Origin of the sequence: Azoarcus sp. KH32C (assembly GCF_000349945.1) — a bacterium.
In the GTDB taxonomy this organism is placed as follows: Bacteria; Pseudomonadota; Gammaproteobacteria; order Burkholderiales; family Rhodocyclaceae; genus Aromatoleum.
This window is the reverse complement of sequence record NC_020516.1, coordinates 2,800,090-2,816,085: the sequence shown is the minus strand read 5'-3', so window position 1 is coordinate 2,816,085 and position 15,996 is coordinate 2,800,090. Positions and strand designations below refer to the sequence as shown.

The following is a 15,996-nucleotide window of genomic DNA, read 5'->3' as shown; positions in this document are numbered from 1 at the left end:
ATTCAGAGTGAGCGTGAGGATTTCAGCGACGGCGCTGTTGGTTGCGGCGCTGACGGCAGCCTGGCCGTGCGCTGCGGCCGAACCGGCCCCGGTTCAGGCGGACGTCGGATTACGCAGCGACCGGACGGTGGTGCTCGCCGCCCAGCGGGCCGGAACGCGAGCCGTAGCGGTTGGCGAGCGCGGGGCGGTGTTCGTGTCCGGCGATGGCGGTGCGACGTGGCATGGTCGCCGCGTGTCCTCCACGCGAACCTTGACCAGCGTGATCGCGCTGGACGAGCTCAACTGGATCGCGGCGGGCCATGGCGGCGTCCTGTTTCGGAGTCAGGACGGAGGCGAAAACTGGAACGCCGTGGTGGGCGATGGGGGGACGGATTCCTTTATCGGTCTGACTCCAGTCGACGACCACACGGTCCTCGCTTACGGCGCATTCGGCATGTTGTTGCGCTCGACCGATGCGGGACGAACGTGGACGCGTTCGCGCGTGATCGACGAGGACTTCGATCGCCATATCAATCGGATTGTCGTGCTGGCGAACTCGGATCTGCTGCTCCTGGGCGAGTCGGGAGCCATCGCTCGATCGTCCGACGGGGGGCAGACTTTCGCTGCGCTGGAGAGTCCCTATGGCGGCTCCTTTTTCGGAGGAATGCAGACGGCGAGCGGCAGTCTGCTGATCTTCGGGATGCGCGGTCGGGTCTATCGGTCGGACGATTCGGGCAAGACGTGGGAACCCGCCCAAATCAAGACGGAAATTCCGTTCTTCGGCGGAGCCTCTCTAGACAACGGAACAGTCGTCTTGTCCGGAAATGCAGGTTGGATTGCGTCGAGCCGTGATGATGGAAGGAGTTTCACACTCGAAAAGGTCGGCGGAAAGGGGATTTCCGGGGTGTTCGAGCGTCCTGATCACGTTGTGGTCGGCTTCGGCGCACAGGGGCTGCGTCCACTGCCGGCAACTATTGGAGAACGCTTGTGAAAAGAGATGAAATCCTCGCCGACGAGCGTGGGTTGGAGGAGCGCAGGTTCGCTCACAACCTGGTGGGCAGGATCTCCTACCGCATCTTTCATTGGCGGAATCCGCTGCTCGCACTGTTCGTGTTGATCACGATCCTCTTGGGATACTCGGCAGCGCAGTTGTCGGTCGGCGCCGGGTTCTCCAAGATGGTGCCGCTGAAACACGAGTACATGACGACCTTCAAGGAGTACGAGACCGATTTCGGCGGGGCGAACAAGATGCTGGTCGCGATCAAGGCGCGCCAGGGAGATATCTATACCGGGCCGTTCCTGGAAACGCTGCGCAAGGTGACGGAGGAGGTCTTTTACATCAAGGGCGTCGAGCGCAGTTCGGTGACGTCGTTGTTCACCTCCAATGTGAGGTATACGGAGGTCGTCGAGGACGGATTTCGCGGCGGCAATATCATTGCCGCCGACTTTTCAGGCACCGACGCGCAACTTGCCGAGGTGCGAGCGAACGTTGCGAAATCTGATTGGGGCGGACGCATCGTGGCCAGCGATGGAACTGCAGCATTGGTGGTTGCGACTCTACAGGAGCGCGATCCCGACACCGGAGCGCGGCTCGATCTGCGGGAGGCCGCTCACCGCTTCGAGGCAATTCGTGCCGCTCACGAGAACGATGCGGTTTCGATACATATCGTCGGTTTCGCAAAATCGACCGGCGACATTGCCGATGGCGCAAGGGGCGTAATCGGCTACTTTGCCGTGGCCTTCGCCATCACCGCCATTCTGCTGTACTGGTATTCCGGCTCGGCAATGCTTGCCGCCTACGCTCTGATCTGCGCGGTCGTGCCGGTCGTGTGGTTGCTTGGCCTGCTGCCTTTGCTCGGACTCGAACTCGATCCGATGTCGATCCTCGTGCCCTTCCTCATCTTCGCCATCGCCGTATCTCACGCCGTGCAAATGACGAGCGTGTGGAAGCAGGAGATGCTGTCGGGGGCCGATGGCGTCAGTGCTTCGCGCATCGCGTTCCAAAAACTGTTCGTTCCCGGTGCGGTGGCGCTGCTTGCCAACGCTGTCGGCTTCCTTGTCATCGCATTCGTGCAGATCGAGATGGTGCAGGAAATGACCATTACCGCGACACTCGGTGTGACGGTCATGATCATCACGAACAAGCTGCTGCTCCCTATCCTCCTGTCTTATCGCCGTCTGCCTGCAGCGTCGGCAAGACAGATGGCCGGCCATGAGAGCTTTGGCGACGCCTTCTGGGGCAAGCTTGGCGTCCTGGCAACCCGGCGTGGTGGCGCCGTCGCGATTTCCATCGCTGTTATCGCTCTCGGCTGGGGTTGGCACCTGGCGCGTGGCTTGCAGATCGGTGACCTGGGGGAGGGGGTGCCCGAACTGCGTCCGCAGTCGCGCTACAACCGCGATGTCGCGCTGATCACGAAGGATTTTGCCGTTGGCGTCGATGTGTTGCAGATCATCGCCGAAGCCAAAGGACAGGAATCACCGTGTGTAGATCGTGCAGTGATGGACCGGGTGGAGGAGTTCGAACTCATGTTGCGCCAGAACGATGGCGTCGCCGCCGTTCGTGGCCTCGCGGGGTTCGTCAATTCTGTAACCCAGTCCTATGCCGAGGCCTTCATGAAGTGGTACGCCTTGCCTGAGAGCAAGGCGCAGATTGCACAAGGCGTTGGTTTCGCGACGCGTCTGGGCAACGAACTCATGAACTCGACCTGTACCGCGATGCCGATCTCGGTGTTCACGCGCGACCATCAGGCGGCGACCATCGACGCAATCATCGACGACGTCAAAGCATTCAAGACCAAGTACGACGATGACGTTCTGCGCTTTCGTCTTGCAAGTGGCAATGTCGGAGTGATGGCGGCCACCAACGAATCGGTCGCCGCCGCGGACAAGTGGGTCAACTTCGCATTGTTCGGAGCGGTCGGGGTGCTGTGTCTGGTCATGCTCAAGTCGATGCGTGCAACGCTGTGCATCATTCTGCCCTTGGCTCTGGTGACGCTATGGTGCCAAGGCATCATGGCCTGGCTCGGGATCGGAATGAAGGTGAACACCTTGCCCGTTGTCGCTCTGGGTGTCGGTGTGGGTGTCGATTACGGCATCTACCTTTTTGAGCGGATCCGGCACGAGATGGAGTCGCGAGGCCATAGTTTGCGCGATGCCTTCGTCGAGGCCTTGAGGCAGCGGGGTGCCGCATCGCTGTTCACCGCGGTGACGATGACGATTTCCGTGGCCACCTGGGTGTTTTCGCCACTCAAACTCCAGGCAGACATGGGCATCCTGTTGGCCTTCATGTTCCTGGTGAATGTGTTCGGGGCGATTCTGTTGCTCCCCGCATTGGCGAGTTTCCTCATAAGCACGAAAAAGTAAACGGGCCCCAAGCGGGACGCATTGCGGGGAAGCTCCTCATGAACCGACCGACTCCGCTCCGACACACTGTCGCGAAGGGCGCTTCCACCCGCTTCATGTGGATCACGCCGGGCCGCGTGTTCTACGGCGGTCCCCTGGGGGCTCCGACCTTGCGCCGGCTCGGCTCGTGGACCCTGTACTTCTCGTGCGACACGACGCTGCGCCTATCCATCGAAACGGGCGGCGATGCCGGATGGCACGAGGGCCGGCTCGCCGTGGTACCGCCATACCGGTCTCACCGCCTGATGAGCGCGGCACGCCACGTGTGCGACATCCTGATCGAACCGGAAACGATCGATGCGGCAGGACTTGACGATCCACTGCGGGCGGTGCTGCAGGGCGAAGGGATGCTCGACACGGCGCAGCCCGTTTTCGGCGGACTGCTGGAGCGCCTGTGTGCAGCACATGAGCGCCTTGCGTCACAGGTCGACCTGCTGCCCGCCGATGACGTGGCCTTCGACGCGCTCGTGTTCGGCACGACGATGCGCAAGCCGGCGCTCGATCCGCGGATCATTGCGGCGCTCGAGACATTGGAGGACGACGACAACCTGGACGCAAGCGCTCAGGAACTGGCAGATCGCGCGCGACTGTCCTTCCATCGGTTTTTGCATCTCTTCAGCAGCGAAGTCGGTGTCCCGCTGCGGACCTTCCGAAGCTGGAAGCGTGCGCGGGGCTGGCTGAAGCATGTCACCGAGGAGACCAACCTGACCGACATTGCTCTTCGCATCGGCTATGCGGACTCTGCGCATTTCAGCCGATCGGTGCGGCAAGTCTTTGGTCTGCAACCGAAAGAATTTATCGCCGGCTGCCGCCGCCTTGCCTTGCACCGCGAGCCGAGGAGGCCGTCGGAGGGGTGAGGGCCGCGTCCCGGCAGCCAGTTGGCGCAAGACTCGCGCTGCGAAGGTCAATACGCTGAGGAGATAGGACCACCATGAAGAATGACACCGCGCTCGACCTGCTGGCCGAGTACCGAGAGCTCGCCGCTCTGTGCGACACCCTCACGGCGGCACAATGGAGGGCTCCCAGTGCCTTCTACGACTGGACGCCATGGGACGAGATTGCGCACCTGTGCTACTTCGACGAGACCGCACTGCAGGCCGTGCGCGAGCCCGAGCGCTTCGTGTCCGAGGCGGCGGCGCTGAACGCCCGCATCTCGGGCGGCGCGGAGTTCAGCGCGATCCAGCGTGAGACCTTCGGCCAGCTCGACGGTCCGGCCCTGCTCGCACTCTGGCGCGAACGCCATGAGGCGCTGGCCCACGAGTTGTCCCTGCTTGCCCCGACGGCGAGGCTGCCGTGGTACGGGCCGCTAATGAGCGCGCGTTCATTCGCCAGCGCCCGCCTGATGGAGACTTGGGCGCATGGGCAGGACGTGTGGGACGTGATGCGCCGCCGACGCCCGCCGACGGCGCGGCTGAAGCACATCGCGCATCTGGGTTTCACCACCTTCGGCTGGACCTTCGCGAACCGGAGGCAGCCCGTCCCCGAGATCGTTCCTCACGTCGCCTTGCGGGCGCCGGACGGCAGCATCTGGGAGTGGGGCGATGCCGGGTCCCCGCATCGCGTGAGCGGCACGGCAGAAGACTTCTGCCTGCTGGTCACCCAGCGCCGCCACGTTCACGATACCTCCCTGGAGTACACCGACGGGCCGGTGAGTGACTGGCTGCACATGGCGCAGTGCTTTGCTGGGCCGCCCGCCGAGGGCCCGAAGCCGGGCGTTCGACAGCTTGCCTACGCAGGATGAACGCTGCCGACCTTGCCGGCGGCCGCGACCTCGAATGCACGGGCGAGCCGCTTTCGCTGGCGCACCGTACCGAGGTCGAGCCGCTGCTGAGGGCGCGCTGGGCGGAGGAGGGGCCGCCGGAGCGGACGCTGTCCGACCCCTGGTTCGCCAACCTCTACCTCTTCCGGGGTGTCCACGATTGGCGGCTGCTGCGTGCGCCGCTGCCATGCATCGCGGGGCGCGGCTACGATGGCGCGCGTCTTCTGATCCCCTTGTTCAACCTGCAGTCCGCCCCGCACGAATTGCTGCGGGAGCGTCTCCGCGGCCATGATGCCTTTGGCCCGCTGAGCGAGCTCCAGGCTGCACGGCTGGACACGCAACGCTTTGCCTTGCATAGCTCCCGCGACGATGCGGACTATCTGTATCCCGCGGAGCATTTTCGCCACTATCGCGGCGCCGGCCTGAACAAGAAGCGCAATCTCGTCAAGCAGTTGCATGCCGCGCATCGCGTGGACGCCACGCCCTATGACGAGACCATGGCCGACGAGGCCCGGCAGGTGCTCGAAGCCTGGATGGCCGCCAAGGGCAAGCAGCGGGGCGAGGCTGACGACGCCGCCTGCCTGGAGGCGCTGGCGCTCTGCGGCACGCTGGGGCTGCACGGCTTCTTGCATCGCGTCGCAGGGCGTGCGGTCGGCTTCGTGCTCGCGCAGCCGATCCGCCCCGGCGTGTCGGTGATCCGCTTCGCCAAGGGAATGGACGGCTTCAAAGGTCTCTATCAGCACATGTTCCAGCACTACTGCCAGGCGATGCCGCAGCTGGCCTGGCTCAACTTCGAGCAGGACCTCGACCTGGCCAGCTTCCGCCGTACGAAGCTCTCGTACAAGCCGGTGGCGCTGCTCTCGAAGATGCGCGTCACGCTGCGCTGAAAAGGGGTAGCAAGCTCGCGCAAGACTCCGGTCCAGGCGCCGTCTAACCTGTGTTCGCGTGACACCAAGCCCCCAACAGGCGGGTCCGCCCGACACCAGGAGACAAACGCATGCATTCCATTGCCTCACACCACGCATCCAGCCGCCGGATGGGAGAATTGTTCAATGCGCCGATGCACGGCCCGGTGCCCTGTCCGCACCTGCTGAGCCCGATCGAGCTACCAGGCGGCATCGTCCTGCCGAACCGCGTGCTTATGGGGTCCATGCACACCGGCCTGGAAGAGGCGGCGAACGGCTTCGAGCGCCTGGCAGAGTTCTACAGTGAGCGGGCCCGCGGTGGCGTGGGGCTCATTGTGGCGGGCGGCCTGTCGCCGAACGCCGAAGGCAACATGTTCGAAGGCATGGCCACACTAGCTGACGCTACCAACGTTGCCGGCCACCTGCACATCACCGACGCGGTGCATGCCGAGGGCGGGCGGATTCTCATGCAACTGCTGCACGCCGGCCGTTATGCGCGGCATGCTCAAGGCGTGGCACCGTCGGCCATCCGTTCGCCACTGTCGGCCTTCACTCCGCGCGAGATGAGCGAAGACGACATCGAGCGCACCATCGACGACTATGCCAGGGCGGCGGAGCTGGCCCGAGAGGGCGGGTACGACGGCGTGGAGATCATGGGTGCCGAAGGCTACCTGATCAACCAGTTCCTCGCCCCGCGGGCGAATCAGCGGACCGATGCATGGGGCGGCAGCGCGGCCAACCGCATGCGCTTCGCGGTGGAGGTGATGCAGCGCGTGCGCCGGCAGACGCCTGCGCCGTTCATCGTCGCGTACCGGATCTCGATGCTCGATCTCGTGGAGGGCGGCTGCACCTGGGACGAGATCGTGACGCTCGCCCACGCCATACAGGACGCCGGCGCGACGATGATCAACCCCTACGTGGGCTGGCATGAGGCGCGCATCCCGACCATCGCGACCCTGGTCCCACGGGCGGCCTTTGTGTCCCTCACCGCGCGCCTGAAGCGCGAGCTGCGCATCCCGGTGGTCGCGAGCAACCGCATCAACGATCCGGAGGTGGCCGAGGCCATCCTCGCGCGCGGCGACGCGGACATGGTCTCGATGGCGCGGCCACTGTTGGCGGACCCGGACTTCGTGCGCAAGGCCGCCGCCGGCCGTGCCGACGAGATCAACACCTGCATCGCGTGCAACCAGGCCTGCCTTGACCAGGCCATCACCGGCGGCCAGACCTCCTGCCTGGTCAACCCGCGCGCGGGCCGCGAGACCGAGCTTCGCATCGAACCTGCGCGGCGGCGCCGCCGCGTGGCCGTCGTCGGCGCAGGTCCGGCCGGACTGGCGTGTGCGGTGACCGCGGCTGAACGCGGCCATGACGTGGTGTTGTACGACGCGGCAGCCGCCATCGGCGGCCAGTTCAACCTGGCCCGTCGCATCCCGGGCAAGGAGGAGTTCCAGCACACGCTGCGCTACTTTTCGCGCCGCCTCGAAGCTACCGGCGTCGATCTGCGCCTCGGGCGTGCCATTGCCGCCGACGAGCTGGCGGACGCGGGCTACGACCACGTGGTGCTGGCGACCGGTGTCATGCCACGTCTGCCGGACATCGTCGGCATCGACCATCCATCGGTCGTCAGCTACGCGGACCTCATCACCGGGCGGGTCACGGCCGGCCGCCGGGTGGCCGTCATCGGCGCGGGTGGGATCGGGTTCGACGTGGCCGAGCTGCTGACCCATGCAGACCCGGAAGGTAAAACGCCGACGGAGCGGTTCGCGGCCGCGTGGGGCATCGACCTCGACGTGCAGGCACGCGGCGGCCTAGTGCCGGCGCGCGACGCGGCGTCTCCCCGCGAGGTGTGGCTGCTGCAGCGCAAGCCGACGCGGCTGGGCCAGGGCCTCGCCAAGACCACTGGCTGGATCCGCCGCGCGATCCTGGAGCGCAAGGGAGTGCACATGCTGGGAGGCGTGCGATATGAGCGCATCGACGAAGCCGGAATCCAGATCGTGGTCGGCGATGAACCGCGTGTGATCCCTGCCGACACCGTCGTTGTCTGCGCGGGCCAGCAGTCGCGCTCCGACTTGCTCGAGCCGCTGCGGCGTCGTGGCGTCGAAGTCTCGGTCATCGGCGGCGCATCGAAGGCCGCCGAACTTGATGCCATGCGCGCCATCGATGAGGGTGTGCGCGTCGCCATCGGCCTGTAAGCGGCTAGGGTAAGTACCGCTACAGGAGGCGTGAACAAGCAGCGCATGAATCACGCGAGCGCGGATTCGTAACGGACTTGCCAATCCTTGAACTGCTCCGCGGGCATCGGCCGGGCGACGTAGTAGCCCTGGGCGGTATCGCAGCCGAGATCGACGAGTCGTTTCCACGCCGATTCGGTTTCGACGCCTTCGGCGACGACTTCGAGGTCCAGCCGGTGGCCGAGGTCGATCGTTGTTCCTGACAAATAAAGTCGAAAACTGGTCATTAAAGTCGACAACTAGGCAATAGAGTCGAAAACTCGATTTTCTTACAGGAACGCCCGGCTGCCGGGCGTTCCTGCTCAGTGGTCCGCGCGCCGTCGTGTCGTGATGTCCGCAATGACTTTTTTGTCATCAGCACGTATGAGTCTGGCGTGATATTCCCCCAGTGAGCCTCCCTGTTCCATCTGACACAACTCAACGATCAGCATCGCGCCGACATCCGCATTGCCGTGGTACTGGATCTGGCGATCGGTCGCGATGCCGGGGACTGTGTGCGGACCGAACCACGCCCATTCGGCCTGATCAACGAGCTCGTGAAAGCGCGCGAAGTAGAGGAAGCCTGCGCCGTTGAAGTGCACCGAAGGGCAGGGGCGGATCGGCACGGGGGCGTAGCTGCAGTCGTGGAGCCCATTGCGAGTGTCATGGCCGCGGCGGGCCTGCACCGAGGCGCGGTAGTGCGCGGCGAAGCGTAGCCCTTCGTTGCAATCCGCAACCTCGTCAAATCCGTTCACCGCGCTACGCACGGCCGAGGCGTTCACCCCGGCCGTTTCGCGCGCGACGAATACGGACAGCATTTCGACAACCCCGCGCAAGCCATTGCAGGTGGAGACCACGTGTTTGCTGTAGAACTGGGTGCGGCTGACGCGGCCGAGCGTGCTCGCGATCTCCAGCACGTCGTTCTCGGCGATCGCGTCAAGGTCGGCATTGCGCAGGCGCACGGAGCGGAAGGCCGGGTAGACCTGCCGTCCGCCGGCGTCGCGCAGCTGCGCGATCGGTGTGCCACCAGCTCGCGCCAGCAACTGCCAGTGGCGGTCGCCGCATTCGGCCAGCAGCCAGCTCTCGGAGAGACCGTTCAGGGCGAGTTGCGGCATGCCGACGCGGTAGCGGCCGGGTGAAATCGCGACGCGGTGCGGCGCCAGAAGGGTGGTGTCGAGCATGATGCGGACTCCGTGAGCGGGTCAGGCGACGGCGGCCTGTGGTGCATCGCCTCCGTCCCCACTGGCCCTTGCCGCGCTCTCGATCAGTTGGGCGATGGTTCCGGCCAGATGGCGGGCGTCGTCGGCGACCCCCAGGAAGCGGCCCGAGCCCCAGGTGTTGAGCCAGGGCAGCCCGAGGAAGTAGAGGCCAGCCACCGGCGACACGCCGCGGCTGTACTTCGGGTTGCCGCGCCCGTCGAAGGCCGGCAGTTCGATCCAGCGATAGTCCGGACGGAAGCCGATTGCCCACACGATGGATGTGATGCCGGCGGCGTCGCCGTCGAGCTTCAGCGGGTCGGTTTCCGGCGTCCAGACCTTCTCGAACGGTGCTTCTTCGGGTGCGTCGATGCCGTTGGCGGCGATGTACTTGTCGATGTCGCGACGGATGCTGACGTACACGTCGTCGGCGTCATCGAGGTTGCGCGTGAGGTCGGGCAGGAACTCCAGTTCGGCGCCGCGGATGTTGGCCATGCTGCCGTAGAGCTTGACGCCTTCGAGCGCGAACTTGCGCAGGTCGATCTCGTGGCCGCCGTCGCGTCCGGTCATGTAGTGGTTGGTCTTTTCGCGCGCCTTTTCGCCGAGCGGATGGCGGTCGATCGTGAGCTCGTAGTAGCCCATCTCCATCAGCCACTCGGTGGCTTCGCGGCCGCGATAGACGCGCGGCGAACGCGGTGCGGGTCCGACGCACAGATGCACCTTGCGGCCGGCGAGATGCAGGTCCTCCATGATCTGCACGCCCGACTGGCCGGAGCCGACGACCAGCACTTCGCCCGGCGGCAGCGATTCGGGATTGCGGTAGTCGACCGAATGGATCTGTTTGATGTGCGCCGGCAGGCTCGCCGCGTAGGCAGGCACGATGGGGATGTCGTAGCCGCCGGTCGCGACGACGATGTGGTCGGTCGTGAAGTGGCCGGCGTTGGTGCTGACTTCCAGTCTGCCCGATTTGCCGCGAACGACGTGCTGCACGCCGACGCCTTCGACGATCGGCGGTTCGGTCTTGCGTGCGAAGGCCTCGACGTATTCGACGATCTGGTCCTTGAGCATGAAGCCCTGCGGATCGTCGCCCTGATAGGGAAAGTCCGGCAGGCGGCATTGCCAGTTCGGTGTGACGAGGCAGAACGTGTCCCAGCGGTCGTTGCGCCACGAGTGGGCGACGCGGTTCTTTTCGAAGACGACGTGGTCGATGCCGTTCTGCTGCAGGTGGTAGCTGATCGACAGCCCCGCCTGGCCACCGCCGACGACAATCACGGGGTAGTGGACGCGGGATAGCAATTGGGTGGATTGCGGGAAGAGGGTGTTCATGTCGGACTCCTGCGGGGTGGGTTCGTTGTGGTTTGGGGGGCTTTGGGAGGGCGCCGCTCAGCGTCGTCCCGGCTTGAAGGCTTCGACGGCGACGCTTCCGTCCGGGTCGGTTTCGAAGTGTCCGGCGCGTTCCTGGATGCGGCCGAGCTGGTCCATCGCGCTCGAGCAGAAGTAGCCGTACTTCTGTTGCACGCGACTACTCGCCTCGGTGAGCGCCTGCTCGCAGCGGGCGACGAAGTCACGCACCGGGTATTGCTGGCCGGGGGTGAGGAAGTCGCCGATGACGAGCGAGGGCGAATAGCAGTTTTCCTCCTGGCCGTCGGGCCAGCGGATCTGGAAGCACATTTCAGGCATGGTGGAGCTCCGTCGGGGTAGTCGGGGAAGGCAAGGCGGCATAGGCGCGCAGGTGGCGGCGGGCGCAGCCGGGCCAGTCGTGACTGGCGGCGACGAGGCGTCCGGCCGCGGCGATGCGGGTGCGGGTGCCGGGCATCAGCGCGCGGCACATCGCGTTGGCGATCGATTCGCTGTCGCACGGGTCTGCCCACAGGCAGTCGTCTTTGCCGAGAAAGTCGGTGAAGGGGGCGATGCGCGACACGACGACCGGGGTGCCGCACGCCATCGCCTCGATGATCGCGAGGCCGAAGCCTTCGAGCAGGGAGGCGAACACCAGCACATCGGCGAGGCGGTAGACGGCGGGCATCTCGTCATCGGCGAGCACGCCGGCGAGGACGACGGGGTGATAGGCGCCGTCCGGCGAGGCCGCGACAAGTCCTTCCTGCGCGAGCGCAGCGTCGAATTCGCGGCGGCAGGCGCCGTGGTCGAGCAGGCTCGCACCGCCGGCGATCACGAGCTGGGCGTTCGTCAGCGTGCGGCGCAGGCGGGCGAATGCGCGTAGCGTCGTCACGGTGTTCTTGCGTTCCTCGATGCCGCCGACGACGAGAAAGACCGGGCCTTCGCCGAGACCGAGACGGGCCTTCAGCCGCACATCGGGATCGCTCGACACGGGCGAAAAGCGTGCGGTATCGACGCCGTTGCCGACGACGTCCGCATTCAGACCAAAGCGTGCCCCCAGCTTGCGCTGCCACGTCGGGCTGACGCATAGCAGCCGGGCGGCGTGGCGGATCGAGCGTTCTTCCAGCGCATCGACGACCGCGTCGCCATAGCTCGCATCGAGGTGATGCACGGTGCGGACGTAGCCGGAGATCAGCCCACGTTGCCGCAGTTCGAACAAGGCATTCGCGCCGATGCCGTCGTGGGCGTGGAAGACGTCGAAGTCCGCATGACCGGGTGTCTCGAACCGGGCGACGAAGTCGCGGATGCGCGCCTCGACAAGGGACCTCAGGCCGCCCGTCACGGGGCGCGCGGGGATCAGGCAGGTGCGGCAGCGCGTCGGGCGAAAGAAGCTAGCGCCCGCGGGGCCGGGGGCGTGCACGGTGACGCTGTGCCCGAGCGCGGTGAGGGCGTCTGCAAGCTCGAGGCAATGCACGACACCGCCGCGCGGATTGATCGAATGCGTGAGCAGTGCGATGCGCAGCGGGCCGTCAGGCGGGGACATGGTCGATCGCCTCCACGTGTGCCGGACTGGGCGTGATGCCCATCAGCGTGTCCTGCGCGAGGTTCCAGAACACGCCGTGTTCGGTGCCCATGCCGCCGGCGAGCGTGAGTTCCAGCCGTGCGCCTTCAACGATGTCACCGATGTCGGCGGCGGAGATGTCACGTGCCCGAAAGCGTTCGACGAGTGCTCCGACTCGATCCGGCGCGCAGGCGAGCACGTAGCCGAAGCTCGGGAAGGAGCGCAGCCAGCGCTCCAACGGGACGTTTTCTGCGCGCGGCACGCGGTCGAGGTCGATGCGGACGCCGACGCGCGAGCACTCCATCAGCATCAGCACGGTCCCGAGGAGACCCGCCTGGCTGATGTCCTTGCCGGCGTGGGCGAGGCGAGCTTCGGCAATCGTCGGCAGCAAGCCGAGGTCGCCGCGCAGGCGCTCGGGCGGCGCTTCGGTTGCGGCGTTCCAGTTGTCGAAGGGTTCGCGGTAGGCGCCGCGCAGGTCGATCGCCGCGACGAGGCGATCACCAGGACGGGCGGCGAAGCTCGTGAGCAACTGCTGCGCTTCGCCCAGCACCGCGACGGCGAGCTGACCCTGGGCGGTTCGGGTGTTGCTGTGGCCGCCGACGATGGGCACGCCGAAGGCCTTCGATGCCGCGGCCATCCCCGCCATCACCGCCTGGGCCTGCGCTTCGCCATCGCTCCAAAGGGCATCGACGACGGCGAGCGGACGTCCGCCCATCGCGGCGATGTCGGAGAGGTTCACCATCACGCCGCACCAGCCGGCGAACCACGGGTCGTGCGCGACGAACTCGTTCATGAAGCCTTCGATGGCGAAGAGCAGATGCTTGCCCTCGCCGTGGGGCAGGGCGGCACAGTCGTCGCCGATCCAGGCGGAAGCTTCAGGCAAACCGGGAGCGCGGAGTGCGTCGAGCACGCGGTCGATGTCGCGCTTGTGCGCGATGCCCTTGTGTCGGCGCAGGCTGTCGATGAGGGAGGCGAGCGAGAGGGGGACGTGCGGCATGGTCAGACTCCGCGGCGGACTTCGACGCGCATCGCTGTGCCGTGCGCGAACGGCGGGTAGTGCGCGAGATCCGCCTCCATCAGCCAATGTGGCTGGCCGTGGAGCGTGATCGCCTCGACGCTCTTCCAGTGCAGACGGCGAAAGAATGGAACGTTGGGCGCCTGCACCTGAGCGATGAAGTGGTCGCAGCCGAGCGTGTTGGCGCTGCGGACCGCGAGCTGGATCAGCGCTCCGCCGATCGCGCCGACGCGACGGAACTCGGCCGCGACGGCAAGGCGCGAGCCCTGCCATACGCGCGGCGCGATCCTGTGGATACGCACGGTACCGACGACGGGCCCGAAGTCGGCATCGTCAAGGACGGGACGCGCGACCAGCAGCATTGCGTGGTCGTCGATCGCGTCGCGATCATCGCCGATGAAAAGCCCTTGTTCGTCGCAGAACACCGCCCGCCGCAGGTGCAACGCGGCGGCGCGGCTCTCGGCGTCGGCATGTTCGACGCGGTAGTGGCGCGGCAGCTGGATGCGGGCCGCGAGCGGCAGCGGTCCGTTCATGGCTTTGCCTCGTAGCTTGCCAGCGCGGAGCAGGCGCCGCATTTGCCGCAGCCGGCCTTCATCCCGCCGCCGCTGAGGCCGCCCGCGCGCAGCAGGTCGGCGAGGGGGGCAAGCAGGGCGTCCATGAAGGCCGCGTCCGGCGCCGGGTGGTCTTCGAGTGGCGTACCGGCGATCGGCACGAAGGGCACGACGAAGGGATAGACGCCGATGTCGATCAGCCGGCGGCAGGCGTCGAGGATCGCCTCGCGGCTGTCGCCCAGCCCTGCGAGGATGTAGGTCGAGACCTGGCCGCGGCCGAAAACCTCGACCGCGGAGGCGAAGGCTTCGTCGTAGCGTTCCACGGGGATCGTCGCCTTGCCCGGCATGAGGCGCTGGCGCAGTGCCGGGGTGACGACTTCGAGATGCATCCCGAGGCTGTCGACGCCCGCGTCGCGCACGCGGCGGAACCACGCGAAGTCGTCCGGCGGTTCGAACTGGGCCTGCAGCGGCAGGTCGACGGCCGCGCGGATCGCCGCGGCGCTCTCGCACATGATTTGCGCGCCGCGGTCCGGCGTCGGTGGCGTGCCGGTCGTCATCACCATGTGGCCCACGCCGTCGAGCAGTACCGCAGCGCGTGCGACCTCCGCGAGCTGTGCGGGCGTCTTGCGCGCGATGGTGCGGCCGGCGGCGAGCGACTGCCCGATGCTGCAGAACTGGCAGCTCTTGCTGCGGCTTTGGTAGCGGATGCAGGTTTGCAGTACGGTCGTCGCGAGCACGTCGGTGCTGTGCAGCGTCGCGATCTTGTTGTAGGGGATGCCGTCGAGTGTCTGCAGACGGTAGAAGCGCGGCTGGCGCGGGAAGGCGATCCGCGCCACGGTCCGGCCGTCGCGGCTGATCGTCGCGTGCCCGCTCGCGTCCGGGCGTGAGGCCTGGTAGGGCGAATGCATCGCGCGGCCGGTGTGGATCGGGATCATGATCGGGTGACCTTCGATCGTGACCGCTGCATGGTCCGACGGGCCGGCGCCGCCGCGGCGGCTGTGGATGCCGTCGGGCACGCCTTCGAAGCGGAAGCCGTGGCTTTGCAGATCAGAGATCAGCTGGTGCGTACGCAAGGCTGTCGTCGACATGATCTTGTCCTGAAGAGGGAGGGAAGAAAAGCGCCGCATCCGGAAGCTGGGCTGCCATCTGCAGCGGCGCTTTCGGAGCGGTATCGACGCGCAGCGAGAGGAGTTCCGGCCGCGCGTAGTGGCCCACCGAATCCATCATGCGTTTGCGCTTGGTGATGAGCGCCATGTCGAGGTCGGCGATCAGCATTCCTTCGCCCTCGCGCAGCGGCTCGCCGAGGTAGTTGCCCTCGGGCGAGACGATCGCGGTATGGCAGCCCCCGCGCAGCGCGCGCTGCATCGCGGGGTCGGGCGTGATCGCGGCGACCTGTTCGTCGCTGAGCCAGCCGGTGGCATTGACGACGAAGCAACCGGATTCGAGCGCGTGATGGCGGATCGTTACGGCGATCTGCTCGGCGAAGATGTTGCCGACCATCGAGCCGGGGAACTGGCTCGCGTGGATCTCCTCGTGCTGCGCCATCAAGGTGTAGCGCGCGAGCGGGTTGTAGTGCTCCCAGCAGGCGAGGGCGCCGATGCGCCCGATGCCGGTGTCGACGACCTTCAGCCCGCTGCCGTCGCCCTGGCCCCACACCATGCGCTCGTGGTAGGTGGGGGTGATCTTGCGGCGCTTCAGGACCAGCCGGCCGGTTTCGTCAAAGATCAGCTGGGTGTTGTAGAGCGAGCCGTGGTCGCGTTCATTGACGCCGAGCACGACGACTGCGCCCGCACGCCGCGCCGCTTCGCCGACGGCCTGGGTCACCGGCCCGGGCACGCTCACGGCCCACTCGTAGAGCTTGAGGTGGGCCGCGCCCATGCTCACGGCCGGTTGCACGAAGGAGAAGTAGGGGTAGTACGGGACGAAGGTCTCGGGAAAGACCACCATCCGCGCCCCTTTCTCGCCGGCCTCCAGGATCGCGCGGCAGACCTTGTCCACCGTGCCGTGCGCGGATTCCAGGTCCGGCGCCAACTGCACCGCGGCGACGCGGACGATACGTTCGGTCGTCATGCTCGTCTCCTTG

The 15,996-nt window shown here is 66.3% G+C and carries 15 protein-coding genes; 6 read left to right on the top strand and 9 right to left on the bottom strand.

What is annotated here, in order from left to right; translation table 11 throughout:
• The first annotated feature begins 7 nt into the window (after positions 1-7).
• The 6 genes from AZKH_RS12320 (at position 8) to AZKH_RS12295 (ending at position 8,234) form a co-directional block, all read left to right on the top strand.
• Entirely contained in the window at positions 8-970 is a 963-nt protein-coding gene (locus tag AZKH_RS12320) for a hypothetical protein (protein WP_015436105.1), read from the top strand.
• Complete coding sequence (locus tag AZKH_RS12315) at positions 967-3,342, top strand: RND family transporter (protein ID WP_015436104.1); 2,376 nt, start codon at positions 967-969, stop codon at positions 3,340-3,342. Before AZKH_RS12320 ends, AZKH_RS12315 begins: the two co-directional genes overlap by 4 nt.
• Before the next feature lie 38 nt (positions 3,343-3,380).
• The gene (locus tag AZKH_RS12310) at positions 3,381-4,238 is read left to right on the top strand and encodes an AraC family transcriptional regulator (protein WP_015436103.1); all 858 of its coding nucleotides are present in this window, start codon (positions 3,381-3,383) and stop codon (positions 4,236-4,238) included.
• 74 nt (positions 4,239-4,312) lie between these two features.
• Positions 4,313-5,122, top strand: coding sequence for a TIGR03084 family metal-binding protein (locus AZKH_RS12305; protein ID WP_015436102.1), 810 nt, complete (start codon positions 4,313-4,315; stop codon positions 5,120-5,122).
• Entirely contained in the window at positions 5,119-6,027 is a 909-nt protein-coding gene (locus AZKH_RS12300) for a phosphatidylglycerol lysyltransferase domain-containing protein (RefSeq protein ID WP_015436101.1), read from the top strand. Before AZKH_RS12305 ends, AZKH_RS12300 begins: the two co-directional genes overlap by 4 nt.
• A gap of 110 nt (positions 6,028-6,137) precedes the next feature.
• Complete coding sequence (locus AZKH_RS12295; RefSeq protein ID WP_015436100.1) at positions 6,138-8,234, top strand: NADPH-dependent 2,4-dienoyl-CoA reductase; 2,097 nt, start codon at positions 6,138-6,140, stop codon at positions 8,232-8,234.
• 50 nt (positions 8,235-8,284) lie between these two features.
• Here the strand turns inward: AZKH_RS12295 and AZKH_RS27865 are convergent, their stop codons facing one another.
• From AZKH_RS27865 to AZKH_RS12250, 9 genes are all read right to left on the bottom strand, one after another.
• The gene (locus AZKH_RS27865) at positions 8,285-8,500 is read right to left on the bottom strand and encodes an EAL domain-containing protein (RefSeq protein ID WP_015436099.1); all 216 of its coding nucleotides are present in this window, start codon (positions 8,498-8,500) and stop codon (positions 8,285-8,287) included.
• Positions 8,501-8,575: 75 nt separating this feature from the next.
• Positions 8,576-9,433: a Pnap_2097 family protein gene (locus AZKH_RS12285; protein WP_015436098.1), complete on the bottom strand. Its 858-nt coding sequence runs from the start codon at positions 9,431-9,433 to the stop codon at positions 8,576-8,578.
• Positions 9,434-9,454: 21 nt separating this feature from the next.
• Positions 9,455-10,774, bottom strand: coding sequence for an MSMEG_0569 family flavin-dependent oxidoreductase (locus AZKH_RS12280; protein ID WP_015436097.1), 1,320 nt, complete (start codon positions 10,772-10,774; stop codon positions 9,455-9,457).
• A 57-nt stretch (positions 10,775-10,831) separates the two neighbouring features.
• The gene (locus tag AZKH_RS12275) at positions 10,832-11,128 is read right to left on the bottom strand and encodes an MSMEG_0570 family nitrogen starvation response protein (RefSeq protein WP_015436096.1); all 297 of its coding nucleotides are present in this window, start codon (positions 11,126-11,128) and stop codon (positions 10,832-10,834) included.
• Positions 11,121-12,329: an MSMEG_0565 family glycosyltransferase gene (locus tag AZKH_RS12270; protein ID WP_015436095.1), complete on the bottom strand. Its 1,209-nt coding sequence runs from the start codon at positions 12,327-12,329 to the stop codon at positions 11,121-11,123. The genes AZKH_RS12275 and AZKH_RS12270 overlap by 8 nt, the downstream gene beginning before the upstream one ends.
• Entirely contained in the window at positions 12,316-13,344 is a 1,029-nt protein-coding gene (locus AZKH_RS12265; RefSeq protein ID WP_015436094.1) for a sll0787 family AIR synthase-like protein, read from the bottom strand. The genes AZKH_RS12270 and AZKH_RS12265 overlap by 14 nt, the downstream gene beginning before the upstream one ends.
• Positions 13,345-13,346: 2 nt before the next feature.
• Positions 13,347-13,895 (bottom strand): MSMEG_0567/Sll0786 family nitrogen starvation N-acetyltransferase, encoded by a 549-nt coding sequence (locus tag AZKH_RS12260; RefSeq protein WP_015436093.1) that lies wholly within the window; start codon positions 13,893-13,895, stop codon positions 13,347-13,349.
• Complete coding sequence (locus AZKH_RS12255; protein WP_015436092.1) at positions 13,892-15,001, bottom strand: MSMEG_0568 family radical SAM protein; 1,110 nt, start codon at positions 14,999-15,001, stop codon at positions 13,892-13,894. Before AZKH_RS12255 ends, AZKH_RS12260 begins: the two co-directional genes overlap by 4 nt.
• Positions 14,961-15,983: a Nit6803 family nitrilase gene (locus AZKH_RS12250; RefSeq protein ID WP_015436091.1), complete on the bottom strand. Its 1,023-nt coding sequence runs from the start codon at positions 15,981-15,983 to the stop codon at positions 14,961-14,963. The genes AZKH_RS12255 and AZKH_RS12250 overlap by 41 nt, the downstream gene beginning before the upstream one ends.
• Positions 15,984-15,996: the final 13 nt, after the last annotated feature.